Source organism: candidate division WOR-3 bacterium, assembly GCA_039803925.1.
Taxonomy (GTDB): domain Bacteria; phylum Hydrothermota; class Hydrothermia; order Hydrothermales; family JAJRUZ01; genus JBCNVI01.
Genome location: JBDRZL010000004.1, coordinates 1 through 25,545 on the forward strand (window position 1 = coordinate 1; position 25,545 = coordinate 25,545).

General features: G+C 30.3%; 26 protein-coding genes. 18 read left to right on the plus strand and 8 right to left on the minus strand.

Annotated elements, in window-relative coordinates; genetic code table 11:
* A partial coding sequence (locus ABIN17_03025) for a hypothetical protein (GenBank protein ID MEO0284029.1) occupies nt 1-192 on the minus strand: 192 nt, incomplete at its 3' end.
* A 113-nt stretch (nt 193-305) separates the two neighbouring features.
* Nucleotides 306-719, minus strand: coding sequence for a nickel-responsive transcriptional regulator NikR (nikR, locus tag ABIN17_03030; GenBank protein MEO0284030.1), 414 nt, complete (start codon nt 717-719; stop codon nt 306-308).
* Between the two features lie 132 nt (nt 720-851).
* Between nikR and ABIN17_03035 the strand changes: the two genes are divergently transcribed.
* A complete protein-coding gene (locus ABIN17_03035) occupies nt 852-1,226 on the plus strand; it encodes a hypothetical protein (protein MEO0284031.1) in 375 nt (124 codons plus the stop codon).
* On the opposite strand, the gene ABIN17_03040 is transcribed toward ABIN17_03035, so the two are convergent.
* Both ABIN17_03040 and rsmA read right to left on the minus strand, forming a co-directional pair.
* On the minus strand, nt 1,219-1,980 hold the full coding sequence (locus ABIN17_03040) for a tRNA (adenine-N1)-methyltransferase (protein MEO0284032.1): 762 nt from the start codon (nt 1,978-1,980) through the stop codon (nt 1,219-1,221). The genes ABIN17_03035 and ABIN17_03040 overlap by 8 nt on opposite strands.
* The gene (gene rsmA, locus ABIN17_03045; GenBank protein MEO0284033.1) at nt 1,977-2,729 is read right to left on the minus strand and encodes a 16S rRNA (adenine(1518)-N(6)/adenine(1519)-N(6))-dimethyltransferase RsmA; all 753 of its coding nucleotides are present in this window, start codon (nt 2,727-2,729) and stop codon (nt 1,977-1,979) included. Before rsmA ends, ABIN17_03040 begins: the two co-directional genes overlap by 4 nt.
* Before the next feature lie 110 nt (nt 2,730-2,839).
* Between rsmA and ABIN17_03050 the strand changes: the two genes are divergently transcribed.
* Together ABIN17_03050 and panB are read left to right on the plus strand one after the other, a co-directional pair.
* Complete coding sequence (locus ABIN17_03050) at nt 2,840-3,463, plus strand: superoxide dismutase (GenBank protein MEO0284034.1); 624 nt, start codon at nt 2,840-2,842, stop codon at nt 3,461-3,463.
* An 86-nt stretch (nt 3,464-3,549) separates the two neighbouring features.
* Nucleotides 3,550-4,341: a 3-methyl-2-oxobutanoate hydroxymethyltransferase gene (panB, locus tag ABIN17_03055; GenBank protein ID MEO0284035.1), complete on the plus strand. Its 792-nt coding sequence runs from the start codon at nt 3,550-3,552 to the stop codon at nt 4,339-4,341.
* Here the strand turns inward: panB and ABIN17_03060 are convergent.
* Nucleotides 4,338-5,024 (minus strand): HAD family hydrolase, encoded by a 687-nt coding sequence (locus ABIN17_03060; protein MEO0284036.1) that lies wholly within the window; start codon nt 5,022-5,024, stop codon nt 4,338-4,340. The genes panB and ABIN17_03060 overlap by 4 nt on opposite strands.
* Nucleotides 5,025-5,089: 65 nt before the next feature.
* Between ABIN17_03060 and ABIN17_03065 the strand changes: the two genes are divergently transcribed.
* The 10 genes from ABIN17_03065 to ABIN17_03110 all read left to right on the plus strand — a co-directional run bounded on the left by ABIN17_03065 (nt 5,090) and on the right by ABIN17_03110 (nt 14,152).
* Nucleotides 5,090-6,955: a tetratricopeptide repeat protein gene (locus ABIN17_03065; protein ID MEO0284037.1), complete on the plus strand. Its 1,866-nt coding sequence runs from the start codon at nt 5,090-5,092 to the stop codon at nt 6,953-6,955.
* Nucleotides 6,942-7,904, plus strand: coding sequence for a DUF4388 domain-containing protein (locus ABIN17_03070; GenBank protein ID MEO0284038.1), 963 nt, complete (start codon nt 6,942-6,944; stop codon nt 7,902-7,904). The genes ABIN17_03065 and ABIN17_03070 overlap by 14 nt, the downstream gene beginning before the upstream one ends.
* Nucleotides 7,901-8,824 (plus strand): methylmalonyl Co-A mutase-associated GTPase MeaB, encoded by a 924-nt coding sequence (gene meaB / locus ABIN17_03075; protein MEO0284039.1) that lies wholly within the window; start codon nt 7,901-7,903, stop codon nt 8,822-8,824. Before ABIN17_03070 ends, meaB begins: the two co-directional genes overlap by 4 nt.
* A 16-nt stretch (nt 8,825-8,840) precedes the next feature.
* A complete protein-coding gene (locus ABIN17_03080; GenBank protein MEO0284040.1) occupies nt 8,841-10,517 on the plus strand; it encodes a methylmalonyl-CoA mutase family protein in 1,677 nt (558 codons plus the stop codon).
* Between the two features lie 132 nt (nt 10,518-10,649).
* Nucleotides 10,650-11,114: a hypothetical protein gene (locus ABIN17_03085; GenBank protein MEO0284041.1), complete on the plus strand. Its 465-nt coding sequence runs from the start codon at nt 10,650-10,652 to the stop codon at nt 11,112-11,114.
* A 23-nt stretch (nt 11,115-11,137) separates the two neighbouring features.
* A complete protein-coding gene (locus ABIN17_03090) occupies nt 11,138-11,437 on the plus strand; it encodes an antibiotic biosynthesis monooxygenase (GenBank protein MEO0284042.1) in 300 nt (99 codons plus the stop codon).
* Nucleotides 11,434-12,216: an arginase family protein gene (locus ABIN17_03095; GenBank protein ID MEO0284043.1), complete on the plus strand. Its 783-nt coding sequence runs from the start codon at nt 11,434-11,436 to the stop codon at nt 12,214-12,216. The genes ABIN17_03090 and ABIN17_03095 overlap by 4 nt, the downstream gene beginning before the upstream one ends.
* An 18-nt stretch (nt 12,217-12,234) precedes the next feature.
* Complete coding sequence (locus ABIN17_03100) at nt 12,235-12,648, plus strand: HEPN domain-containing protein (protein MEO0284044.1); 414 nt, start codon at nt 12,235-12,237, stop codon at nt 12,646-12,648.
* Nucleotides 12,632-12,961: a nucleotidyltransferase domain-containing protein gene (locus tag ABIN17_03105; GenBank protein MEO0284045.1), complete on the plus strand. Its 330-nt coding sequence runs from the start codon at nt 12,632-12,634 to the stop codon at nt 12,959-12,961. Before ABIN17_03100 ends, ABIN17_03105 begins: the two co-directional genes overlap by 17 nt.
* A 135-nt stretch (nt 12,962-13,096) precedes the next feature.
* Entirely contained in the window at nt 13,097-14,152 is a 1,056-nt protein-coding gene (locus ABIN17_03110) for an Mrp/NBP35 family ATP-binding protein (GenBank protein ID MEO0284046.1), read from the plus strand.
* Between the two features lie 190 nt (nt 14,153-14,342).
* Here ABIN17_03110 and ABIN17_03115 read toward each other — a convergent pair whose 3' ends face one another.
* Nucleotides 14,343-14,687, minus strand: coding sequence for an NADH-quinone oxidoreductase subunit A (locus ABIN17_03115; protein MEO0284047.1), 345 nt, complete (start codon nt 14,685-14,687; stop codon nt 14,343-14,345).
* 13 nt (nt 14,688-14,700) lie between these two features.
* Nucleotides 14,701-17,442, minus strand: a complete 2,742-nt coding sequence (gene acnA, locus ABIN17_03120; protein MEO0284048.1) for an aconitate hydratase AcnA — start codon at nt 17,440-17,442, stop codon at nt 14,701-14,703.
* 57 nt (nt 17,443-17,499) lie between these two features.
* Here acnA and ABIN17_03125 point away from each other — a divergent pair, with 57 nt between their 5' ends.
* Genes ABIN17_03125 through ABIN17_03145 form a run of 5 tightly spaced genes read left to right on the plus strand, consistent with a single transcriptional unit; the run spans nt 17,500 to nt 24,307 of the window.
* Nucleotides 17,500-18,186, plus strand: a complete 687-nt coding sequence (locus ABIN17_03125) for a tetratricopeptide repeat protein (protein MEO0284049.1) — start codon at nt 17,500-17,502, stop codon at nt 18,184-18,186.
* An 11-nt stretch (nt 18,187-18,197) separates the two neighbouring features.
* The gene (locus ABIN17_03130; GenBank protein MEO0284050.1) at nt 18,198-18,575 is read left to right on the plus strand and encodes a hypothetical protein; all 378 of its coding nucleotides are present in this window, start codon (nt 18,198-18,200) and stop codon (nt 18,573-18,575) included.
* Between the two features lie 13 nt (nt 18,576-18,588).
* Entirely contained in the window at nt 18,589-21,060 is a 2,472-nt protein-coding gene (locus tag ABIN17_03135) for an ATP-dependent Clp protease ATP-binding subunit (protein ID MEO0284051.1), read from the plus strand.
* 23 nt (nt 21,061-21,083) lie between these two features.
* Nucleotides 21,084-23,357 (plus strand): outer membrane protein assembly factor BamA, encoded by a 2,274-nt coding sequence (bamA, locus tag ABIN17_03140; protein MEO0284052.1) that lies wholly within the window; start codon nt 21,084-21,086, stop codon nt 23,355-23,357.
* Complete coding sequence (locus tag ABIN17_03145) at nt 23,351-24,307, plus strand: OmpH family outer membrane protein (GenBank protein MEO0284053.1); 957 nt, start codon at nt 23,351-23,353, stop codon at nt 24,305-24,307. The genes bamA and ABIN17_03145 overlap by 7 nt, the downstream gene beginning before the upstream one ends.
* Here ABIN17_03145 and hisS read toward each other — a convergent pair.
* Complete coding sequence (hisS, locus tag ABIN17_03150) at nt 24,282-25,541, minus strand: histidine--tRNA ligase (GenBank protein MEO0284054.1); 1,260 nt, start codon at nt 25,539-25,541, stop codon at nt 24,282-24,284. The two genes, ABIN17_03145 and hisS, sit on opposite strands and share 26 nt — an antisense overlap.
* Nucleotides 25,542-25,545 lie beyond the last annotated feature (4 nt).

Consider the following 25,545-nt stretch of genomic DNA (forward strand, 5'->3'; position numbering starts at 1 on the left):
CCAGTGGTCAAAATCAGGATTATCCTTCTCTTCAACAAAATAATCATAATGAAGGTGAAATACTTTTTGATTTTTTGGTGCAGTTGAATAGGATTCCATTTCTATATATTCCATTGCATGATGAGCATAAATCTTTGAAAAAGTTATATTCATAAATAAAAGTACACTTATTATTACAAATATTTTTTTCATTTTACCCCTCCTTTTTTGAAGGATTTGAACCTTTATTTGTGTTACATTTTTAAAAAATGTGTTACTGTTTAATTATACATTAATAAGAGAAGAAATTCAAGTTTTTAATTTATTTAAATTTCCTTTCCTGTTGTTGCGATATTTAATGAGCTATATTTTACACCCTTTGTAGATTTTAACTTATTTGAGAGTTTTTCTATATCTTTTGGTTTTCCCCTTGTAATAACTATTTCAAGGCAATTATTCTCATCAAGATGAACATGTTGTGAAGATATTATGATTTTATGAAAATGGTGCTCAATATTTAGTAATTTATTTACAAGTTCCCTTTTATGGTGATTGTAAATAAGTATTATTGCGCCTATAACCTCTTTACCTTCTATCCATTCTTTTTTGACAAGATATTCTCTTATTAGATCTCCTATAGCTTTTGACCTTGTTGGATAATTTTTCTTTTTAATCTCTTTATCAAATTTTGATACGAGATCTCTATCAAGTGAAACACTGAATCTTTTTAATTTTGTCAATTAAATTACCTCCTTATTAGACATTTTTAATATTTTATTTTATAATATTTCAATAATTTTTTTAAAATGATTTTAGAGTATCCTTTTTTTTAAAGAGAATTTAACGAGGTAATTTCATCTTTTGAAGAAATTTTGAAAATATCAAAAAGACCTCTCACTATTTTTAATATTTCTCTTTATATGGCTAAATGTTATTTCTTTAAGGGTGATGTTGGTAAGGGATTTTATTACCTTGATAAATCCTTAGAATATTATAAACCTTCTTCTAAAATTGAGCAAAATTCTGTTAATTTAGTAAAAGCAATAGGTTTTTATAAAAGTAAAAACCAAGAAAAAATGTTTGATTCATTAGAAGAAATAAAGCAAAAGGAAAAATTTCTTTCAAACGAGGAAAAATTAATATTCTATTATCTTTTAGAGATTTCAGGTGATAAAAAATATGAGGGTAAATTTGAAGAGTTAAGGAAAAAGTTAAAGGCAGTTAACTTTTTAGAAAATTTTAAGTAAGGTTTCCAAAAATCAAATATCCTGTGTGAGTAATTCCAAACTCCTTTGGTCTTGTGCCAAAATCTCTTAGCATAATTTCTCTCAATAAAATCTCATATACTTTTATTCTTACAAATCCATTATTTTCCATTTCCTTTTTAGTTTTCTGAATCTGTTCTATATTTGGGGATAGAGAGCCAAGAGGATGTCCTTTTTTCAAAATTTTTATGGTATGTCTTATAACATTCCATGGTTCAGGAATATCTATAAATACTGCATCTACTTTTATATCAGGAAATCCTTCTTTTTCCACATCTCTTAGGTGAAACTCTATGTTATCAAAAAGTTTATACTTTAAAATATTTTCTTTTGCAAGTTCATAAAATTCCTTTCTTCTTTCAAAGGTATAAATTTTTCCTTTTTTCCCGACTATACTTGATATGAGAGTTAAAAAAGAACCACTTCCTGTTCCAACTTCACAAACTTTTGAGCCTGCTCTTATTCCAAGTTCAAGGATTATAAATCCTGCATCTTTTGGATAAATTATTGTTGTTTTTCTTTTTATTTTCAACATCAGATCACTTGTTGATGGTTTTAAAACAAAAAATTTTTTATTTTTTGAACTCAAAAGTTTATCGCCATATTTTAAATTCTCAGGAATAACAATTTTTCCAAGGTGTGTATGGATTTCTTTTAAGGGTTCCTTTTCAATAATTTTTTCAAATTTATTATCCTCACTTAAAATTAAAATTTTTTCACCCTTTTTAACTTTCATAAAATTATTTTAATATACTCCTCAATAGAAATTTGATCAGGTCTTTTTTCTCTAATTTCTTCTGGAACTTTTTCATAAAGACCTAATTCCTTTAATATTTTACCTATTTTTTTCCTTCTCTCCTGGAAGGCTCTTCTTACTAATTTAAAAAAAATTTCTTCCTTTTCTTTTTCAATTTGTAATTTTTCCTTTGGTATCATTCTGAAAAAGAGGGAATTAACTTTTGGTTTTGGGTAAAAAAAATGTGCTGGGATTGGCATTAAAACTTTTATATCCATATAAAAGTTTATGAATATTGTTAGGGATGAAAACTCTTTTGTTCCTGGTTTTGCATTAATTCTTTCAACTACCTCTTTTTGAAGGGTTAAATAGATTTCTGAGAAGTTTTCCCTTTCCCTTATCAATTTAATAAGAAGTGGTGTTGTAATATTATAGGGAACATTGGAAAGAAGTTTTACTTTTTTTAGATTAAATTTATCTAAAATTTCCTTTATGTTTATTTTAAGAAAATCACCTTCAATGAGAGAAAAATCAAGGTCAAGAATATTTTCCCTTAGATATCTACATAAATTTCTATCAATTTCAATTGCGATTACCTTGACTTTTTTTTCAAGAAGTATCTTTGTTAATATTCCTTTACCAGGACCTATTTCAAGAACATATTCCCCCTTTTTTAAATTCATTTTTTCTATCATTTCTCTTGCCACTTTCTTATTCACAAGAAAAACCTGCGAAAATCTTTTTTTCACTTACTAATTATAAATTATCCTCATACGGAACTTGCATTTTTAATAAACAAATGATATATTTATATTCATTTTAAAATTAAAACTAAATTAAAATAAAAAGGAGGTTAAAAATGGCTTTTAAATTACCTGAATTACCTTATTCTTATGATGCTTTGGAGCCTTATATAGATGCAAAAACAATGGAGATCCATCACACAAAGCATCATGCTGCCTATGTAAACAATCTGAACAATGCTCTTTCAAAATATCCTGAACTTGAAAAATATTCTCTTGAGGAAATTTTAAGAAATCTTGATTCTATTCCAGAGGATATAAGGATTACAGTGCGTAATAACGGTGGAGGGCATTTTAATCACTCACTTTTCTGGGAAGTTATGAAAAAAGATGGTGGAGGAGAGCCTAAAGGAGAGCTTTTAAAGGCAATAGAAAGGGATTTTGGTTCCTTTTCTTCTTTTAAAGAAAAATTTGCAAATGCTGCAAAAAATCATTTTGGTTCAGGATGGGCTTGGCTTTCTCTATCAAGATTTGGAAAACTTTATGTTTTTTCAACTCCTAATCAGGATAATCCATTAATGATAGGTTATATTCCAATTCTTGGACTTGATGTATGGGAGCATGCTTATTACTTAAAGTATCAAAATAGAAGAGCAGAATATGTGGATAACTGGTTTAATGTGATAAACTGGGATAAAGTGTCAGAGAATTATAAGGAGGCTTTAAAAAAGATTAGATAGAGAGATCAAGAAAGAAAATTTTTAATTTTTTTAAATTCTTAAAGATCTATTTTTTTATTAAAAATAACTTATTTTAAAATTTTTATATGAAAAAATTAACAATTCACGATATAATTGCAAAGAAGGCAAAAGAAAAAATTGTAGCCCTTACAAGTTATGATTATCAAATGGCTAAAATTGAAGATGAAATAGGAATTGATATTATTTTAGTAGGTGATAGTGTAGCCAATGTTTTACTCGGATACGACAACACTTTAAGAATAGGAATGGATGAAATGCTCGTTTTTACAAAGGCAGTTGCAAGGGGTGTAAAATATTCCCTTCTTGTCGGTGATATGCCCTTTTTATCCTTTCAGATTTCAAAAGAAGAAGCAATAAGAAATGCTGGTGAATTTATAAGAGCAGGATGTGATGCTGTTAAAATTGAAGGAGGAGAAGAGTCCCTTGAAGTTATTGAATACCTTGTTAAAAACGGTATTCCTGTAATGGGTCATATAGGTTTGACTCCACAGTGGATTTTAAAAATGGGAGGTTATAAAGTTCAGGGAAAAACTGAAGAAAGTATAAAAAAATTAAAAAGAGATGCTGAACTTTTAGAAAAGGCAGGAGTTTTCTCCATTGTTCTTGAAGGTGTAAAAGAAGATGTGGCAAAAGAAATCACAGAGAGTTTAAAAATTCCAACAATAGGAATTGGAGCTGGAAGATACTGTGATGGTCAGATTCTTGTTGTATGGGATATATTAGGTTATACAGAAAAACCCTATCCTAAGTTTGTAAGAACCTACGAAGATTTGAGGGAAAGAATAAAAAATGCCCTTTTAAGATTTAAAGAGGATGTTATTAAAGGAAATTACCCTTCTGAAAAAGAAATCTATTAAATCAATTTTTCAAAAAATTTTTTTAAGTCCCAGAAATTATCAAAAACAAAATTAGCACCTGCTTTTAAAAGTTCCTCCTTTGAAAATCTAAAAATAGCCATTCCTATGGATTTAAAACTTACCCTTTTTGCAGCCTCAATATCTCTTGGTGTATCTCCAATTACATAAACATCTAAAATTCTAAAATTTTCTCTTTCTGCAATTTTTTTTCCCTTTTCATATGCTTTTCTTAAAATTTCACTTCTTTCCCAAGAATCAGAGGCATAACCGCCAAACTTAAAATATTTTAAAAGATAAGAAGGTCTTAATTTTATTTCAGCACCTTTCTCAAGATTTCCTGTAGCGAGTCCTAATAAAAATTTTTCTTTTTTTTGTGCCCATTCGAGAAGTTCCGGAACTCCCTCAAAAATTTTATAGTCTGGATTATCTATTTCCTTTTCAAGATTTATAAGATAAATTTCAAGAATTTCTTCAATTTCCTTTCTATCAGGTTTTTTATTTAATTTTTTTAAAAATACTTCCTCAATAATTAGGGGATCTGTTTTTCCGTCAGGAGAGATACCTTTCATAGCTTCTTTTAGTCCATATTTTTTAAAAAAAGCTTTATCAATAGACCTTGTTCCTGCTCCACCTGAATAAATAAGTGTTCCGTCAATATCAAAAAGTAGCATGATTTTATCCATATTTTTTATTATAAAAGAGATTTGATAAATTTTCTCAAAAATATTTATACTTTATAAAAATTCATATGGAAATAATACTTTTTATTATTATCACTTCTTCTTGGTTTCAGAAAGATTTTGAAAGTGCTAAATTTTTATATGAAAGCGCTTTAAAAGGGAAAGAAAATACAGAAAATCCCTTTGTTTATTTTATTAAAGCAATAAAAGAGGAAAAAATGGGAAAATTTGAAGAGGCAAGGAATGATTTTGAAAAAGCTAAGTTTTTCTCAAATCTTGAGCCAGCAAATCTATTTTTGATGTTTATAATTTCTGATAAAAAAAATTTGAAAGAGTTTAAAGATGAACTTTTTCTACTTTTATTAAAATCAAAGGAAAAAAAGGGAGTAGAGGATATTTATGAAATTTCAGAATACTTTTATAAAAAATCTGAATGGGAACCCCTCTTTACATTAAAAATTGAGGAACTTGATAAAGCATTAGCTATTTCTCCGACATACATTAAAGCATGGTTTAAAAAACTCGAACTTTATTATATAAATTTTAAATTTTTAGATTTTTTAAAAACCTTTTTCAGTTTTTCCCCTTTTAAGAGAGGTAATCCCCTTTTTAAAGAAATTTTTAATCTTGCCTTTTTAAGAGTTATAATTATTTTTTTCTATTCTCTCTTTTTTATATTCCTTCTTGGAGTTTTATTAAGAAAAAGGTATTCAATTTATTTTATTAATTTAAAAACTCTTTCTCAATTTCCTGAATCCGAATTTTTACCTATTATTTTATTTTTAATTTTCTTATTTTTAAGAGCGCCTCTTCCTTTTTATCTTCTTTTAATAATACCTACAATTTTCTTTTTAGAACTTAAAGAAAAAATTTTCCTTTCAGTTTTCCTTATTTTGATTTTTTTAGTTTCTTTATTTACCATTCAGAAGGAACCCTATTCCCTTTCCTTTGTTCAAGACCCCCTCAATCCCTATTATCTTAAGTTTTTAACAATGAATTCACCTTATGATGAGGAACTTTTAAAGAAATGGGATTCTCTGAATATTGAGGAGAAAAATTTAATGAAAAGTATCATTTATATGAAAAAAGGGGAAATAAAAGAAGCAGAAAAACTTTTAAGAGATAAATTTAATAAATCTTCTTACAATTATTTAGTTGAGATGGGGAATATATATTTTTTAAAGGGAAAGTATGATTCAGCGAGTATTTTTTATAGAGAAGCAATTAATTTTTATCCAGAAAAATTTGAAGCACATTTTAATCTATCTCAGGTTGCCTTTCAGATGGTTGACCTTGATTTATTTCAAAAAGAAATAGATATTCTTAATCACATAGATGCCAAAAAAACCGAAAGATACATAAAAGTTATAAAGGAATTCAAACTTACCCCATTTTTACATGCCTACCCAGAAAATTTTAAAAAATATAAATTCAAAAGTGAAAAAGTTTTTCTTTTTGTTAACAAGTTTATTTTCCCACCCTTATTTATGCCTCTTTCTTTTATAATTCTATTCCTCATGTTTTTCCTTAAAGGCAAACAAAGTATTAAAAGGTGTAAAGCATGTAAAAAAGTTATTTTAGGAGAAGTAGAAAATATTCCACCCCTTGGTGAGGTTTGCGAAAAATGTAGAGATGAAATTCTTGCTACAGAATCCTTAAAATTAAGACAGAGAATTGCAATGAGATTAAAAATGAAAAGGTTGCAGAAAATTAAAAATATTCTTTTATTTGTTAATCTTTTATTACCTGGGCTTTCTTTTGTTATAAATAATTCTATGATACTATTTTTGATAAGTTCATCTATCTTTTCCCTTGGTCTTATTATTATATACTTTACTTCCTTTAAACTTTTCGGTATTTTACTTTATATATTTAGTTTTTTAATTTTCCTTTTTTATTATTTAATAGGAGGTAAAATTGATGAAGCAATTTAGTGAGGGAATGAGTGGAAGTTTGAAGATATTTTCTGCACCTGATGTATTACAACTAATTTCCCAGCAAAGAAAAAAAGGTGTTGTTTATTTTTATAAAGGTAAAACAGAAGCAGCAGTTGGTTTTGAAGATGGAAAAGTTGTTGCTGCCTATATTATAAGAGAAGGAGAGTTTGAATCTCTTGAAAATTTTTTAGTAAAATCAGGTCTTGTATCAGAACAGGATTATAAAACAGCAAAGGAAATCCGGGAAGATACAGGAGAGCCAATTGAGGAAATTCTTGTAAAGGAGGGTGTAATAACTTCTGAGAATTTGATTGAGATAATTTCCTTTAAGATTCAGGAAGTTATAGATGAAATTATAACCTGGAGAGAAGGAATATATAAATTTGAGCCTGATAAGGAGATTTATAAGTTCTCAAAGATTAAGATAAGTCTTCCTCTTGATTCCCTTTTAATGGAAGCAGCATGGCATCAGGATGAGTGGCCAAGAATAAAGGAGAAAATCAAAAGTTCTGATATGGTTTTTAAAATTTCATCAAAAAAACCACAGATTGAACTTGAACTGGAAAAGGATGAGAAAAAAGTTTTGAAGCTGGTAAATGGAAGAAGAACAGTTCAGGAAATTGTAAATTTAAGTGGTCTTGGAAAATTTAAGACCTATTTTGCTTTATACAGGTTATATGAAATGGGAAGAATAGAAACTGTAGAAAAACTTACTGAAAAAGAAGAATTGGTAGAGGAAGTTGTTAAGGATAGAGTTAAAAGAGAAAGAGAAAAAACTTTGATTTTACCTAACCTTACACTTCGTTTAATTTTTATTTTTCTTTTTGTTTCTCTTTTTTTTATTTTGAAAGTTTATAAAAGAGGAATTTTTCCTTATATTGAAAAAATTGTTCCTGAACAAAAGGTCTTTAGTGTTGATGAAAATTTATTCAAAATCTCACCATGAATTCAATTAGGGAACTTTCAAAACTTATAACAAAAATTGAGAATTTTGATGAGCTTGATTCAGATGTTTTAAAGAGAATTTTTGAGAAGGAGGGTAAAGCACACAGGATAGGTTTTACAGGTCCTCCAGGTGCAGGAAAAAGCACTTTGAGTGATAGAATAGCTTCACTTTTAGCAGAGGAAAAAAATAAGGTTGGAATTATCGCAGTTGATCCTACAAGTCCTTTTACTGGTGGAGCAATTCTTGGGGATAGAATAAGAATGGAAGAAGCTTCAAAAAAGGGTGTTTTTATTAGAAGTTTGGGATCAAGAGGAGGTATTGGAGGTTTATCAAGGAGAACTTACCTTTCATCTCTTTCAATGGAATCTTTTGGAATGGATTATATCATCATTGAAACAGTGGGAGTAGGTCAATCAGATTTTGAAATAAGGTATATTGCTGATACAACTATTGTTGTTTTAACTCCTGAATCCGGTGATTATGTTCAAGCTATGAAGGCAGGTTTAATGGAGATTGGTGATATTTATGTTATAAATAAGTCAGATAGACCTGGTGCAAAGGAAATAAAAAATGAAGTTGAATCTGCACTTTTACTTTTACCATCAAATTCTGAGTGGAAAGTAAGAGTGATTCTTTCAAGTGGGTTAAAGGGCGAGGGTATAGAAGAGTTGAAAAATTTTATAATTAATCATAAAAAATTTTTAGAAGGAACAAAATTAAAGGATAAAATGATTAGAGAAAGAAGAAGAAGATTTTTAATGGAATTTTTAAGAGATGAGATATGGGATGAAATTGAGTTCTTTCTTGAAAAGAATGGTCTAATTGAAAAATTTTTAAAAGATATAGAAATGGGAAAACCTTTTGGAGAGATAAAAAAAGAATTTTTTGAATTTTTTAAAAAGGGGTTAAAATCCCCTTAAACTTTTTTAAAAAGATATGGAAAAGGAAAAAATTTTAGAGGAAAAGAAGAAATGGGAAGAGTGTGTAAGAAAAAATTACAAGGATGAAAAAGAAAAATATCAAACTATATCAGGAATTGAAATAAAGGATATTTATACCCCTCTTGATGTGGAAGATCTTGATTATTTGAGAGACCTTGGTTTTCCGGGTCAATATCCATTCACAAGAGGAGTTTATGGAAATATGTATAGAGGTAAGTTATGGACAATCAGACAATTTTCAGGCTTTGGAACTGCAAAGGATACAAATGAAAGGTTTAAGTTTCTTTTAAAACACGGTCAAACAGGACTTTCAACAGCCTTTGATATGCCAACTCTTATGGGTTATGATTCAGACAATCCAATGGCACAGGGTGAAGTGGGAAGAGAGGGTGTTGCTGTTGATACTCTTAAAGATTTTGAAATTCTTTTTGATGGTATTCCCCTTGATAAGGTTTCCACTTCCTTTACAATCAATTCACCAGCAGCAATTATTCTTGCAATGTATATTGCTGTCGGGGAAAAACAGGGTGTGCCTTCCCATAAATTAAGAGGAACAATTCAGAATGATATATTGAAGGAATATCACGCTCAGAACGAGTGGATTTTTCCACCTGAACCTTCCATAAAGATAATTACTGATATTTTTGAATTTGCAAAGGATCATCTTCCAAAGTTTAATACAATTTCCATATCAGGTTATCACATAAGAGAGGCTGGTTCAACAGCAGTTCAGGAACTTGCTTTTACCCTTGCAGATGGTTTTGCCTATGTAGAGGCAGGAATAAGGAGAGGTTTAAATGTTGATGATTTTGCAAGCAGGTTATCCTTTTTCTTTAATGCCCACATGGATTTCTTTGAAGAAATTGCAAAATATAGAGCAGCAAGGAGAATATGGGCAAGGGAAATGAAAGAAAGATACAAGGCAAAAGACCCAAGATCAATGATGTTAAGATTTCATACCCAGACCGCAGGATGTTCCTTACAGGCTCAGCAACCTCTTGTTAATATAATTAGGACAACAATTGAGGCTCTCTCAGCAGTTTTAGGAGGGACTCAGAGTCTCCACACAAATTCTTATGATGAAGCCTTACAGTTACCGGCAGAATTACCTGCTGTTATTGCAGTAAGAACCCAGCAGGTTATAGCTTATGAAAGTGGTGTTATAAATACGATTGACCCCTTAGCTGGAAGTTATTTTGTGGAATCTCTTACTAATAAAATGGAGGAGGAGGCTTATAAGTATTTTGATGAGATTTTAAAAATGGGTAATGGTTCTTTCCTTGATGGTGTTTTAAAAGGTATAGAGGAAGGATTTTTCAAAAGGGAAATAGCAAATGCTGCTTATGAATTTCAAAAGAGAGTTGAAAGTGAAGAATATATTATTGTTGGAGTTAATAAGTATGTTGATCCTGAAGAAAAAATAGAAGTTCCACCTTTTAAAGTGGATCCTGAACTTGAGAAAAAGCAGATTGAATTTTTGCATAAAGTAAAATCTGAAAGGGATAATATTGCCACTCAAAATGCCCTTAATGAACTTGGAAAAGCAGCTGATAGAGGTCTCAATTTAATGCCTTATATTATTGAATGTGTTAAAAGATATGCTACTGAGGGAGAAATAATTGATACTCTGAAAGTAAGATATGGAGTATTTAAAGAAAAGGTTGTTGTTTGATTTTTATTTATTAAAAATTTGAAATTAATTCAAGATTAATATTATATTATCCTTATGAAAAAATTTTTAATTTTTCTCTTTATTTTATTTTTAACTTCAACTCCGCTTTTTTCACATGAGAAGCATGAAAAATTGGAAGTCGAAAAAGAGGAGAATGTTTTACCTCTTGAAGAAGGTCATAAAGGTGAAGGAAAAATCGAAGAAAAGTTTGTTTTACCGCCTTTAAAGGATATTCTATTTTCCCATCTGCATAACAAATTGATTCATTTTCCAATAGTCCTCTCCCTTTTGGCTTTCCTCTTTTTTCTAATTCCTGGTAGTGAGAAAGAGGCGCGATTTTTGCTTATATTAGCAGCAGCCTTTACAATTCCTGTTTATTTCACAGGGGAGGCACAAAGTGAGTTTTTTGAAGGAAAGGAGAAAGAGTATCTTGTGGAATTACATGAGCAGTTTGGGATATTTACGATACTTTCTATATGGATATTTCTTTTTCTTTCCTTTTTAAAAATACCAAAAATAATAAAGATACTTTTGGGGATTATAGTTGTAATACTTGTAATGATAACAGGTTTATACGGAGGAATTTGTGCTCATTAATAGATTTAAAAAGGAGGTTTTTTATGTTTATAGCTATAAATAGAATTTTTGTTAAGGATGAATTCAAGAAGGAATGGGAAGAAAGGTTTAAGAAAAGAAAGAGACTTGTGGAGAGAAAGAAGGGTTTTAGAAAAATGGAAGTTTTAAAACCTCTTGAAGGGAATGATTATCTTGTAGTTACATACTGGGAAACAAAAGAAGATTTTTTAAACTGGGTTAATTCAGAGGATTTTAATGAGGCTCATAAAGATTCGCCACCTTCAGAATTTTTTTTAAAACAGAATGAATTTAGTACCTATGAATTATTATATGAAAGTGGATGAAATTTTTTGGTAAGGATAAAAAGAATGCTAAAATTTTAATTAAGGGTGTTCCCTTTGAATTTATATCACCTTCAGGTGGATGTGCTCTTTCACCTTATTTTTTAAGATACTGTTCAGAGCATATAGAAACAAAAAGTTTTTATTTTAATAAGGAATGTGAAGATTTTGAAGATAAGGGGGATATTTCCTGTTTTGGAATTGAATTTGTTGAGGCGATTGATTTGATAGAAAGAGAATCCCGTGAAATATTAGAAAGTGGGAAAATGGTTTTATTTATAGGTGGTGATCATACTATCAGTTATCCTATCTTTAAGTCAGTTAAAAATTTATATCCTGATGTTAAGTTACTCATTTTTGATGCTCATACTGATTTCAGGGATTTATTTATGGATTCTAAACTGAATCATGCTACCTGGTTAAAAAGGCTTTATGAGGAAAATTTTATTAGGGAAGATGAAGTATTTTTATATGGAATAAGGGAAAATTTTCCTGAAACCCCCTTTAAGATTTTAAAAAAGGAGGAACTTTTAGAACTTAAAGGAAACTTTTATCTTTCCTTCGATTTAGATGTTTTTAAACCTGAATTTTTCTCTTCTGTTACAAATCCTGTTCCAGGTGGTTTGAGTTTTGAGGAAGTTATGGAAATTTTAAATAGAATAAAAAATTACATAGTTTCTGCTGATTTTGTAGAATTTAATCCTTTGAGAGGAGATCCACTTATTTCAGGAACTATTTTTGCAACATTAATTCGTGAGTTTATTGTTTTAAATTCCTTTTAAATTTTATAATACTTTTGAATGGGAAAAATTGATTTTTTGAAGGAAAGAGCGAAAGAGTTCTGGGAGAATGCTTTGGATTTATTTCAAAAAGAAAGATACAATCTATGTGCTTTTAGATTAGAGCAATCCTTTAAATTATGGTTAAAGTATTTAATTGGTAAGAGATTGGGGAACCGGCCACAGATTCATTATTTAGTGGAATTAATTAAAGAACTTTCAAAAACTTATGATAGTTCAGAAATTCTTGAGTATTTAAAAGAAAATGAATTATTTCTTGATGATTTAAGTGATGCTTATTTTGTTTCCCGTTATTACCCTAAAAGATTTAGTAAAAGTTTAACAGAAAAATTGATAAAGGAATGTGAAAAATTTATCAAATTAACTGAAAAGATAACAAAGAAAAGTTTTTTGACTTATGAAAACATTGGTTGATATTGATAAAGAAATATGGGAAGAAAAAAGAAAATATTTTGAAAATTATTTAGAATACTGTAAAAAAATTAAAAAAATCAGTGAAGAACGTTTTTGTTCGGTTGTAAAAGGTAAATGGACACCAGCCAGTGATATTGATGTTTTAATTATTTCAGAAAATTTATCGGAAAATTGGGAGGATAACCGTTTAATAAGATCAAAAATAAAGTCTCGTATTAGTCTTTTCACTCCTTTTCAACTTCATCTAATTACCGAATCGCAATACGAAAACTGGTTTAAAAGATTTATCAGGGAAGATTTTATTGAGGTTTAATTTGTTAATTTTTTTGAAAAATTGGTAGAAAAAAGATTTTTTTAAAGTTTTAGTTTATTTATAGTGTTATGTTATTATAAAAATTTGATTTTTATTTACCTTTTAAATTAAATTATTTTTTACAAGGAGGAAAAAATGGAAGAGAAAATTAAGGAAATTTTAGAAGCTTTAAAAGAGGTTATTGACCCAGAATTGGGTAGGGATATTGTTTCTTTAAATATGATAAGTGATATTAAGGTATGTGATAGTACTGTTTCTTTTAAATTCACCCTCACAACACCAGCCTGTCCTATAAAAGATAAATTAAAAAAAGAAGCTGAAGAAGCTGTTCGAAAACTTCCTTGGGTTGAAAATGTGATTGTTACTATGGATGCAAATGTTGTTTCTAAAAAAATTCAAACTGATAGAAAAGTTAAAGGTATAAAACATATTGTAAGTATCGTAAGTGGAAAAGGTGGTGTTGGAAAATCTACTGTTTCAATTAACCTTGCTCTTGCTCTTAAAAGTTTAGGTGCAAGAACCGGTTTACTTGATGGAGATGTTTATGGTCCTACCCTTTCAATTATGGGAAAAACAAAAGCTCCTCCCCTTGTAAATGAAGAAGATAAAATTGTTCCTCCACTTTATCATGGAATTCCAATAATTTCAATAGGTTTTATGACAAATCCGGATCAAGCTGTTGTCTGGAGAGGACCTATTGTTCACACTGCTTACAGACAGATGCTCTTTGACCTTGAATGGGGTGAACTTGATTATTTAATAGTGGATTTACCACCTGGAACCGGAGATCCTTTAATTTCAATAACTCAACTTGTTGAACTTTCAGGTGCTATTCTTGTCACGACACCCCAGGATGTCTCTGTTTCTGATGTCCGAAGAGCAGGTAATTTTCTTAAAAAAATGAATGTTCCTATAATTGCAATCGTTGAAAATATGAGTGAGTTTATATGCCTTCATTGCGGTAAAATCACAAAACTTTTCAGTGGAAAGGGAGGAGAGATTCTTTCAAGTGAATTTGGTCTTGAAGATTATATAAAAATTCCATTTGATCCTTTAATTTCTGAATACTCTGAAAAAGGTGAGCCCTATTATGATTTAGCTCCTGATTCTCCCTCAAAGGATGCCTTTAAAAAACTTGCTGAAAAAGTTGCCTCAAAAATAAGCATTTTAACTCATAGCTCTTTCTTATAAATCAGCCCTTTGGAGACCCATATGCGGGTGACAGAATGCCCACATATAGTTACCTTTGCTTATAAGTGAAAACCTTGGAGTCCCCCATGTGGTGGTGATGGAATATTATGGACAGAATTGTGTTATTCACTTTGTCCCATTTACTCTGGTCATGTGGCGGTGATAGAATGCTTTGTCTCCCAGCCCTTACTTATAAATCGAGCCCCCTTTTTCTAAGTATATAAAAATATCCCATAAAAAGAATAAAGAGAAACAAAATTAATTCTATTGTGGCAAAAATTCTAAATTTTTTTGCTTCAAATATAAAAGGAAATAAAAGAACTGCCTCTATATCAAAAAGTAAAAATAAAAGTAAAAAGGGGAAAACTCTTATACCATACCTTTTATAAGGTGTATCTTTATACAGCATTCCTGATTCATAAGGTTCAAGTTTTTCTCTTGATGCTTCTCTATACCCTAAAATTTTATTCTTAATTGTTGAGGAGAAAAGCTCTGTAATAAAAAATATAAAAAATACAAGGAATAAGAAGATCAAAAAGCTTATATATTCATTCACCTTTAAGAAAATTTTTCAAAACATAAGGGAGTATTCCACCATATTTTAAATATTCAATTTCCTTCCATGTATCAATTCTCAGAATTCCATTAAAAACTATTTCCCTGTCATCCTTTTTTGCTTTTATTTTTACCTTTTTGTTTGGTTTCAAATCCTCTTCAAGACCTTCTATAAAGTAGATTTCTTCACCTGTTAAGTTCAAGGTAGAAGCATTTTGTCCTTCTTCAAACTGTATGGGAATAACTCCCATCTGAATTAGATTCTGCCGATGAATCCTTTCAAAACTTTCTGCTATTATTGCCTTAATGGAAAGAAGCTTTGTTCCCTTTGCTGCCCAGTCTCTTGAAGAACCACTTCCATATTCCTTTCCTGCAATCACAATAAGAGGCACCCCTTCTTCCATATATTTCATTGCAGCATCGTAAATAGTTAAAACTTCTTTTTCAGGGAATTTTATAGTCCAAAATCCTTCTCTATCTGGAATCAGTTTATTTTTTAACCTAACATTTCCAAAGGTTCCCCTTATCATAACTTCATGATTACCTCTCCTTGCTCCAAAGGTATTAAATTCCTCTCTTTTTACACCCTTCGAAATCAAATATTTACCAGCAGGGGAATCCTCTGGAATCTTACCAGCAGGGGAAATATGGTCTGTTGTTATTGAATCACCAAGCAGTAATAAAACTCTCGCATTTTTAATATCTTTAATTGGAGAAGGAGTGGGTTTAAAATCTTCAAAAAATGGTGCTTCCCTTATATAGGTTGAATCTTCTTCAAATTCAAAAAGGGTTCCTTTGGGTGATTCCAGTTTCTCCCACAATTCATTCCCCTTATAAATTTCAGAATAAACTTTTTTATAGTATTCTCTTGAAAGGAACTTTTTCATATAATCAAATACCTCTTCCTCTGAAGGCCATATATCTTTCAAATATACAGGGTTATCATTTGGATCAAGTCCTAATGGCTCTTTGTAAGGATTGAAAAGGATATCACCCTTTATAGCAAAAGCAACAACAAGAGGGGGACTTGCTAAAAAATTCATTTTAACAAGAGGATGAACTCTTGCCTCAAAGTTTCTGTTCCCTGATAATACTGAGGTAACAACAAGATTTTTCTCTTTTATTATCCTTTCAACACCAGGAACAAGGGGACCTGAATTTCCTATACATGTAGTGCAACCGTAGCCTACTATAAAGAAACCGAGGGCTTCAAGATAAGTTAAAAGTCCCCCCTTTTCAAGGTATTCTTTTACTACTAAGGAACCTGGTGCAAAGGAAGTTTTAACATATGGTTTAACTTTAAGACCCCTTTCAACTGCCTTTTTAGCAAGAATTCCTGCTGAAAATAAAACAAAGGGGTTACTTGTATTTGTGCAACTTGTTATTGCTGCAATTACAATTGAACCATCCTTGAGTTCAAAATGTATATTTTCCTTTTTAATTTCATAAACTCTTAATTCTTCACCTCTTACCTGTGGATGAGGTCCTCCTTCTGATTCAAGTCTAGAGACACATTCTTCAGGAAGTTTTACTTTATAATCTTTTTCAAGGTATTCTTTTACTTTATTTTTTAATTCAAAAAGGTTTATTCTATCCTGGGGTCTTTTAGGTCCTGATACTGAAGGAAGAACATCTTCTAAATTTATTTCAATTACATCCGTATAAATTGGTTCTTCTTTATATGTATAAAATAGAAGATTCTCTTTGGTGTATTTTTTAACTCTTTCAATAATTTTTTCATCTCTTCCTGTTTCATATAGATAGATGAAGGTTTTTTCATCAACAGGGAAAAATCCTATTGTGGCACCATATTCAGGACTCATATTTGAAATTGTTGCTCTATCCTGAACTGTTAAAGTTTTTAGCGCTTCTCCAAAATATTCAACAAATTTATCAACAACTTTCTTTTCCCTGAGTTTTTGGGTTATATATAGAACAAGATCTGTTGGAGTTACTCCTTCCTTAAGTTTTCCCTTTAACCTAACTCCTATCACTTCAGGGAAAACCATATATATAGGTTCACCCAGCATACAAGCCTCAGCTTCAATTCCTCCAACACCCCAACCAAGAACACCAATTCCATTTATCATTGTTGTATGGGAATCTGTTCCGATTAAGGTATCAGGAATAAGAATTTTTTTGTTCTTATATTTTCTTACACTTACAACTTCTGAAAGGTATTCCAGGTTAACCTGGTGAATAATTCCCTTTCCAGGAGGAATAACTTTTAAATTTTCAAAAGAGTTCTGAGCCCATTTTAAAAGTTTATATCTCTCTTTGTTTCTTTCAAATTCTTTTTCTATATTTAAATTAAGAGCAAATTTTGTTCCGAAATAATCAACTTGAACTGAGTGATCAATTACAAGGTGTGAAGGAATTTTAGGATTTACTTTTTTCGGATCCCCTCCCAGTTTTTTCATTGCATTTCTCATTGAGGCAAGATCAACTATTGCTGGAACCCCTGTGAAATCCTGTAAAATAACTCTTGCAGGATAAAAAGGTATTTCTATTTTTTCCCTTATTTTCCCGTCCCAGTTTTTGAAAATCTCTAATAATTTATCTAAATTGTTATCTTTTTCATAATTTCTAAGTATGTTTTCAAGGAGTATTCTGATAGAAAATGGGAGTTTCTGGATATCTATTCCAAATTTTTTTGATGCTTTTTTAAGAGAAAAAATGTAATATTTTTTAGAATTTATATTTATTTCCTTTAAAATTTCTTTTATACCTTTCATAATTTTATTTTATGATAACACTTGAATAATTTAAAAGTAAGAGTTATAATTAAGAACATGAAAATAAAAAAGAAGAAAAAACTGACAAAAAAGGAATTAAAAAAGGACCCCTTTATAGAATTTGTTAATAATATTTATGAAAAGCTTAAAGAAAAGCCGAGGGAGTATATTGGTTCTATTTTGTTAATAATAGCAGTAATCTTTTTAATTTTTATATTAAGAACAGGAGAGGTAGGGGATTTTCCAATGGCAAGGCAGATGTGGTTTCAGGCAGTATCCCTTATGCAAGCACAAAGAATTAATGAAGCAATTCAGGTTTTTCAGGATATTTCAATAAGATTTCCTGATTCACCTGAAGGTAAAAAGGCGATCTTTTATCTTGCTAATTTTGCCTTTTTACAGGGTGATTATATAACTGCAAAAGCAAGATATGAAAGTTATCTTTCAAAAAAACAAAGTGATCCACTTCTTGAGGCATCAGCAAATGAGGCTCTTAGTATTATAGATTTTAATATGGGTAATATTGAAGGAGGTAAAAAAAGATTAAAAGAGGCTATAAGAAAAACCCCTTATAAAACCTTTAAGAGTTACTTTGCTTATAGATTTGTTAAATTGCTTATTAATAAGGAATTATATAAGGAAGCCTATGAAATTCTTAATGAATATAAGGATGAAATTTCTCAAGAATTTAAAGCTGACTTTGTTAGATTTGAAAGTTTTCTTAAAGGTGTTCTAGAATTGTAATTTAGGATGCCATGAATGAAAATACAGAATTAAAGGAAATGAAAAAAAATATCGGAAATGAAAGACATATTTATGCTTCCTTTTCTTATATACCATTTTTAAATTTTATTCCACTTTTTGATAGTGAGGCAGGTGATTTTGTTCATTTTCACGCAAAGCAAGGGTTTTTAATTTTTGTTATTGAATTTATAGGGCTTTTATTCTTTTTTGCCCTTTATCTTCTTGTTGGCTCAATTCCTGTAGTTCGTTATATTTTTATCAATTTCTTTTTTGCCTTTTATATACTTTGTGTAGCTGTTTTGATCATTATAGGAATTTATGGTGCTTTAACCGGAAAAAAACTTCAAATTCCCTTTATAGGAGAATTTGTAAATAAATTAAACCTTTAAAAGGAGGTAAATTTTGTTAGGAGAATCTTATTTTGATAAGTTTACACAGAGGGCAAAAAAAGCTTTCCAGATTGCAAAGGATGAAGCTATAAGATTATCCCATTCTGAAGTAGGAACAGAACATTTATTACTTGCCCTGACCCGTATGACAGATTCAGTAGCAGCCATGGTTCTTTCAAACCTTGGTGTTGATTTTGACCTTTTGAGAGAAAGAATTGAAACAGCACATCCTCCTGGAAATTATGTGACTCCAATGCAGGATCTACCTATGAGTGCAAGTTTGAGAAGAGTTATTCAATACGCAGCTGAAGAAGCAAGAAAACTTGGACACACCCATATTGGTTCAGAACATTTACTTATAGGTATAATGAGAGAAAAAAGAGGTTTGGGGGCGAAAATACTTTCCCAATTTGGTCTTGATTTTGATCTTGTTGTTGAAGAGACTTTAAGGCTTTTATCCAGTCTTGAAGAACCGCAACCTGAACAGAAAATGAGCCAATCTATGGGATTTAAGAAAACAAAACTTATTGAACAATTTGCCACTGATCTTACTTTACTTGCAAAACAGAATAAACTTGACCCTGTTATCGGAAGGGAAGTGGAGATAGAAAGGGTTATGCAGATACTTTCACGAAGAAAGAAAAATAATCCTGTTCTTATAGGAGAACCAGGTGTTGGTAAAACAGCTATTGTTGAAGGTCTTGCACAGAAGATAGTTAAAGGTGAAGTGCCTGATTCTTTAAAGGATAAAAGAATTTTGGCTCTTGATCTTGCTGCAATTGTTGCTGGAACTAAATACAGAGGACAATTTGAAGAGAGATTAAAGGCTATTTTGAGTGAAGTAATTATGAGTAAAAACATAATTTTATTTATAGATGAGCTTCACACCCTTGTTGGTGCAGGAGCAGCTGAAGGTGCTATTGATGCATCAAATATTTTAAAACCAGCTCTTGCAAGAGGTGAAATTCAGTGTATCGGTGCTACCACAATGGAAGAATACAGGAAATATATAGAAAAAGATGGAGCACTTGAAAGAAGATTTCAGCCAATTATAGTTGATCCGCCAACTGTTGATGAAACTATAGAAATTTTGAAGGGGCTGAAGGAAAAGTATGAAAACTATCACGGAGTTATATATACCGATGAAGCAATTGATGCAGCTGCAAGGTATGCTGATAGGTACATATCTGACAGATATTTGCCGGATAAGGCTATTGATGTTATCGATGAAGCAGGAGCAAGGGTTAAACTTATGTCAGGATTTCAAGACGAAGTTATTGAAAGGTATAAGAAAGAAATAGAAAAATTAAAGGAGGAGAAAAATAGAGCTGTTATGGAACAGATGTATGAAAGAGCTGCAAGAATAAGGGATGAAATAATGAGATTAACCCAACTTATTGAAAGCAGAAAAGAGGAACTCAAGTTAAAAAGAGAAAGACCCAAAGTAACAGAAGATGACATAGCTTATGTTGTTTCAAGGTGGACTGGTATACCACTTACAAGGATAGAAGAGGAAGAACAAATGAGGCTTTTAAGGATGGAGGAAGAACTTAGAAAGAAAGTAATCGGTCAGGATGCAGCAATTGAGCTTATTTCAAGAGCAATTAGAAGATCAAGAGCAGGTATTAAAGATCCAAGGAGACCTATTGGTTCCTTCATTTTCCTTGGTCCTACAGGAGTTGGTAAAACACATCTTGCAAAAATTCTGGCTGAGTTTTTATTTGGTGATGAAAATGCCTTAATAAGAATTGATATGTCAGAGTATATGGAAAAATTTAATGTTTCAAAACTCATAGGGGCTCCACCTGGTTATGTGGGTTATGAAGAGGGTGGTCAGCTAACCGAAAGAGTTAGAAGGAAGCCTTACTCTGTTGTTCTTTTTGACGAATTTGAAAAGGCTCATCCAGATGTTTTCAATATTCTTTTACAGATACTTGAAGATGGTGTTCTTACAGATAGTTTTGGTAGAAAGGTTAATTTTAAAAACACGGTTATAATTTTAACAAGTAATATAGGTACAAAATTTTTAAAATCCCATCATGGGCTCGGTTTCCACAAGGGCGAAGAAGGCGAATATGATTTTGAAGCAATGAAGAACTTTTTGATGGCAGAAGTAAAAGAACTCTTACCACCTGAATTTTTGAACAGAATTGATGAAATAATAGTTTTCAAACCTCTTACAAAAGAAGAGTCAATTAAAATTTCTGAAATTTTGTTAAATGAACTTGCTCAAAGAGTGTTTTCTGATAGAAAGATAAAAGTTGTGTTTACAGAAAAAGCCATTCAATTCATAACAGAGAAGGGTTTCGATCCTGATTTTGGTGCAAGACCCTTAAAAAGAGTCATAAGAACTCATATTGAAGATCCACTTTCAGAAGAAATTTTAAAGGGAGTTTTTGAAGAGGGAGATGAAGTAGAAGTTGATGTTAAGGATGAAAAGATAGTTTTTAGAAAACTTGAAGGAGCGCATGTAGAAAAAAGTTAAAATTAAATATTAATTAAATTTATATGAAATTTTTTCTTTTTTTGTTACTTATAACACGAGAAGAAGTTATTTCTGATATTAAAGTTGAAGGTAATGTAAATGTTTCCTCAGAATTTATAATTAGTTCCTCAGGGCTTAAAAAGGGTAACCTTTTAAAAGAAGAGGATATTAAAAGTGCTATAAAAAATCTTTATAATACAAAGAATTTTAAAAAGGTTTTTATTGAACTTTTAAAGGGAGAAAAAGAAAAGGAGATAGAAGTTTTAATAAAAGTTGAGGAAAATCCGAGGGTTTCGGGTATTAAAATTGAAGGAACAAGAAAGGTTAAGGAAAGTGAGATAGTAGAAAAGATAGGACTTACGAAGAATACACCTTTAACAGGTAGTGACCTTAAGGAGTATGAAAATAAGATAATTTCATTATACAGGGAAAAGGGATTTTCAGGAACAAGAGTGGAAACAGAAATTATAGAAACTGAAAGACCACTTTTTGTTGATGTTTTATTTAAAATACATGAAGGAGAAAAAGCAAGGATAAAGGAAATTGATATTGTGGGTAATAAGAGTTTTGATGATAAAAAACTTGAGATTCTTTTAAGAAACAGGGAAAAGACTTGGTATAGGAAGGCTGTATTCAGGGAAGAATACTTTGAAGAAGACCTTTCCAAAATAGAGGAATTTTACAAAAATAAAGGATTTCTTGATGCAAAGGTTGACTCCTATAAAATTAATCCTGAGGGTTTATGGCTTTTCATAAAAATTTTTGTTACAGAGGGTAAAAAATATTATTTTGGAAAACACAGTTTTGAAGGTAATAAATTCTTTGATGATAAAACTCTTTCAAAAAAACTTAAATTAAAAAGGGGAAGTGTTTTTTCCTTTAAAAAATTTATGGAATCTATTCAGGAAATTCAGGGCATATACGCAGATTCAGGCTTTTTACTCATTAAAGTAGTTCCAGAGGAGAAGAGAAAAAGTGAAGAAAAGGATACCATAGATGTTATTTTTCATATAAAAGAAGGACCTCCTTGTTTTGTTAGAAAAATAGAAATTGAAGGGAATGAGAGAACAAGGGAATATGTTATAAGAAGGGAACTTGATATTTTCCCAGGTGATAAATTCAACAGACAAAAGGTAATAAAAAGTTTAAGGGATCTTTATTTTTTGAATTTTTTTGAAAAGGTTGATTTCTCCTTTAAAATTCTTGAGGATTCTCAGCATGTGGATTTAATTTTTAAAGTAAAGGATAAACCAACAGGAACACTTCAGGCAGGTGGTTCCTGGTCACAAACTCAGAAGGGTTCCTTACTTTTATCAGTTTCTGAAAATAACCTCTTTGGAAGAGGACAGCAGGTTTCATTATCCCTTGAACTTGGACCTTATAGACAAAATATAAGATTTGATTTTACAGAGCCATGGATGTTTCAAAGACATTACCTATTTGGTTTTGATATTCACCACTACATTGATGTTTTCCCTTATGAGTATTCTATTCAGAGAACAGGTTTTTCATTATCATTTGCAAGACCCTATGATTTAAATGAATATATATGGGCAAGTTCAAGGTATGAGTTTGATAGAACTAAGGTATTTGATTTTTATACTAATTACAATCCTCAGGGAATTTTTGATTTAAGGAAAGAAAAATGGCCAAAAATTGTTTCAAGAACAATAAATGCAATTTATTATGATTCAAGGGATAGAAAGTTTAATACAAGGAAAGGTTTAAGGTCAGAATACAGATTAACTTTATCCGGTGGAATATTCCTTGGAGATGAACACTTTCACAGGCATATCGTGAACATTTCCTATTATAAACCTTTTTTTAAAGAAAAATTTGTTCCTACCTTTAATCTTAAATTAGGTGTAATGTATCCATATACTAAATCAAAGCCAATTCCAGTTTATGAGTATTTTAGACCAGGAGGCGTTGCCTTTACGGATTTTGTTATAAGGGGTTATGATGAAAGGTCTGTTGGTTATAGATCTCAAGGTGTTGTAATTGGGGGCCAGGCTGCTTATGCCTTTAATTTTGAACTGAGATTTGTTATTACAGAACAGCTTTATCTTAATCTGTTTTTTGATATGGGGAATGGATGGATTACTCCTTATTATATGGAAAAGGAATTTAAGAGATTTTTAGAGGGAAAATCAGTGAGATTAAAAAGGGGATTTGGAGTTGGAGTTAGAATGGAAATTCCCATGCTGGGAATAGTGGGTGTTGACCTTGGTTATGGACTTGATAAATTAGAGAAGGGTTTTATACCTCATTTTATTCTTGGCTTCCCCTTATGGTAAAAAATTTTTTTTTATTTGTTTTTTTCCCTGTTTTTCTTTTTGCTCTTGAAACAAAAATAGGCATAGTTGATTTAAAAAGAATAACTGAAAACTACGAAGGAATGAAGGAAGCAAAAGGTGATATTGAAAGACTTGTAAAGGAATGGGAAGGTGAATTGAATAAAAAAAGAGCAAAAATAGATTCTTTGCAGAGGCTATATGAAGGCGAAAAACCAGGACTTTCTCCTGAAGCAAGGTTAAAAAGAGAAAAGGATTTAGAAAATTTAAAAAGAGAATATCAGAATTTTATAAAGGAAATCTGGGGAAAAGATGGAAGATTAGAGCAGAAGACAAAAGAAAGAATACAGCCCATAACAGAAAAAATTAGAAAGGTTATTAAAGAAATAGCACAAGAGGAAAATGTTGATATTATTTTTGATTCTTCAAAGGATGATATTCTCTACGCAAAGGATGTTATAGATTTAACAGATAGGGTTCTTGAAAGGTTAAATATGGAATATAAGGGTAAAGAGATAGCAGAAACAGGGATAATAAGGAGATTGAGACTTTCTATTTTCCCCTTTAAACTTTCTGGAGAACTGGTAGGTTCTATTTATCCAAATATTTTTATGAATGAACTTGAAAAGGGTATTAGAAAATCACCTAAATTTGATGTTACAGGAAGTGATGTTTCTGAGAATAGTATAAAGTCCGTAGGTTACGATAGAAACACTTTACCTGAAGCACAGATTCCTTTTGTAATAACACAACTTGGAGTTGATTATGCTTTATATGGAGAATTGAAGAAAAAGGGAGGTGATGTAATTGAAGTTAATTTTTACATTTATAACATTAAGGGAGAAAAGGTTTTTGAAAATACATTAACTTTCAAGGAAACTGAGGAAAAAATTAAAGAAGGAGCTTACTCAGTAGCACAGAGTGTTATTAATTATTTTTCTGAAGGTAAGTAGAGTTTATTTCCTTTTCAAGGATTTCAAAAGGATTTTGTGATAGAATTTCTTCCCCTTTTATCATATTTTTTAAACGATAGGTATTTTTTCTTAATTCCTCTTCTCCAATAATAAGTACCCACTTTGCCTTTTTCTTATCTGCTTTTCTTAACTGGGATTTTAAACTCTTTGTATCCCATTCCATATCAGAATAAATTCCCTTTTCCCTTAATTTTCTAACCCATTTTATTGCTTCTTCTTTTTCCTTTTCAGAAACATAAATAACATAAATAAGATTTTTTTCTTTTTTTTCATAATTTTCCATTGCAATCATTAATCTTTCAACACCAAAAGCAAAACCAATACCAGGTGTATCTATTCCTCCTATTATTTTCATTAAATAATCATATCTTCCCCCACCTCCAAGAGCATCCTGGGCTCCTAATTTTTTAGAAATAATTTCAAAAGCTGTTTTTGTATAGTAGTCAAGACCTCTAACAATAAATGGATTTTCTATGAAATTGAAATTTTCTTTTAAAAGTAAATTTAAAAGTTTTTCATGGTGATTTAAACATTCATTGCATAAAAATTTTTTTAAAGGCTTTAAAAATTTTATTTTTTCCCTATCTATTTTACAATCTAATATTCTAAAAGGATTTCTCTCATATCTTTGCTGACAGTTTGAACAGAAATTCTTTATTTTTTCTTTTAATTCTTCTTTTAAATATTCTGAATATTTTTTTCTATCTTCCAGACAGCCAACAGAATTTATTTCAAATACATAATCCTTAATATTTATTTCCTTTAAAATATCTTCAGCAAGAATTAAAATTTCAAGGTCAATGTAAGGTTCTTTATAACCTACAGCTTCAGCACCCAGTTGATAAAATTCCCTGTATCTTCCCTTTTGGGGCTTTTCGTATCTGAACATATTTAGAAAGTAAGAAAATTTTGAAGGGAGTTCTATATTTTCTTCAACAATTGCTCTTAAAACAGGAGGTGTTCCCTCAGGTCTTAAGGCAAGTTTTCTTCCTTTTAAATCTTCAAAAACATACATTTCTTTTTCTACAATATCAGTTGTTTCACCTGTTGATTTTTCAAAGAGTTCTTTAACTTCAAAAGTTGGCGTTATTATGAAGTTATATCCGTAAAGTTCACAAACTTTCTTTGATTTTTCAAAGATAAAGATGAATTTATCAAATTCTTCTCCATATATATCTCTTGTTCCACGAATTCTTTGATATTTTTTTTCCATTTAA

What these genes read in the sequence shown, in the direction of transcription:
- ABIN17_03040 (MEO0284032.1), bottom strand. Translation starts at nt 1,980, where the DNA reads ATGAAAGTTAAAAAGGGTGAAAAAATTTTAATTTTAAGTGAGGATAAT.
- ABIN17_03050 (MEO0284034.1), top strand. Translation starts at nt 2,840, where the DNA reads ATGGCTTTTAAATTACCTGAATTACCTTATTCTTATGATGCTTTGGAG.
- panB (MEO0284035.1), top strand. Translation starts at nt 3,550, where the DNA reads ATGAAAAAATTAACAATTCACGATATAATTGCAAAGAAGGCAAAAGAA.
- ABIN17_03060 (MEO0284036.1), bottom strand. Translation starts at nt 5,024, where the DNA reads ATGGATAAAATCATGCTACTTTTTGATATTGACGGAACACTTATTTAT.
- ABIN17_03065 (MEO0284037.1), top strand. Translation starts at nt 5,090, where the DNA reads ATGGAAATAATACTTTTTATTATTATCACTTCTTCTTGGTTTCAGAAA.
- ABIN17_03070 (MEO0284038.1), top strand. Translation starts at nt 6,942, where the DNA reads ATGAAGCAATTTAGTGAGGGAATGAGTGGAAGTTTGAAGATATTTTCT.
- meaB (MEO0284039.1), top strand. Translation starts at nt 7,901, where the DNA reads ATGAATTCAATTAGGGAACTTTCAAAACTTATAACAAAAATTGAGAAT.
- ABIN17_03080 (MEO0284040.1), top strand. Translation starts at nt 8,841, where the DNA reads ATGGAAAAGGAAAAAATTTTAGAGGAAAAGAAGAAATGGGAAGAGTGT.
- ABIN17_03090 (MEO0284042.1), top strand. Translation starts at nt 11,138, where the DNA reads ATGTTTATAGCTATAAATAGAATTTTTGTTAAGGATGAATTCAAGAAG.
- ABIN17_03095 (MEO0284043.1), top strand. Translation starts at nt 11,434, where the DNA reads ATGAAATTTTTTGGTAAGGATAAAAAGAATGCTAAAATTTTAATTAAG.
- ABIN17_03100 (MEO0284044.1), top strand. Translation starts at nt 12,235, where the DNA reads ATGGGAAAAATTGATTTTTTGAAGGAAAGAGCGAAAGAGTTCTGGGAG.
- ABIN17_03105 (MEO0284045.1), top strand. Translation starts at nt 12,632, where the DNA reads ATGAAAACATTGGTTGATATTGATAAAGAAATATGGGAAGAAAAAAGA.
- ABIN17_03110 (MEO0284046.1), top strand. Translation starts at nt 13,097, where the DNA reads ATGGAAGAGAAAATTAAGGAAATTTTAGAAGCTTTAAAAGAGGTTATT.
- acnA (MEO0284048.1), bottom strand. Translation starts at nt 17,442, where the DNA reads ATGAAAGGTATAAAAGAAATTTTAAAGGAAATAAATATAAATTCTAAA.
- ABIN17_03125 (MEO0284049.1), top strand. Translation starts at nt 17,500, where the DNA reads ATGAAAATAAAAAAGAAGAAAAAACTGACAAAAAAGGAATTAAAAAAG.
- ABIN17_03130 (MEO0284050.1), top strand. Translation starts at nt 18,198, where the DNA reads ATGAATGAAAATACAGAATTAAAGGAAATGAAAAAAAATATCGGAAAT.
- bamA (MEO0284052.1), top strand. Translation starts at nt 21,084, where the DNA reads ATGAAATTTTTTCTTTTTTTGTTACTTATAACACGAGAAGAAGTTATT.
- ABIN17_03145 (MEO0284053.1), top strand. Translation starts at nt 23,351, where the DNA reads ATGGTAAAAAATTTTTTTTTATTTGTTTTTTTCCCTGTTTTTCTTTTT.
- hisS (MEO0284054.1), bottom strand. Translation starts at nt 25,541, where the DNA reads ATGGAAAAAAAATATCAAAGAATTCGTGGAACAAGAGATATATATGGA.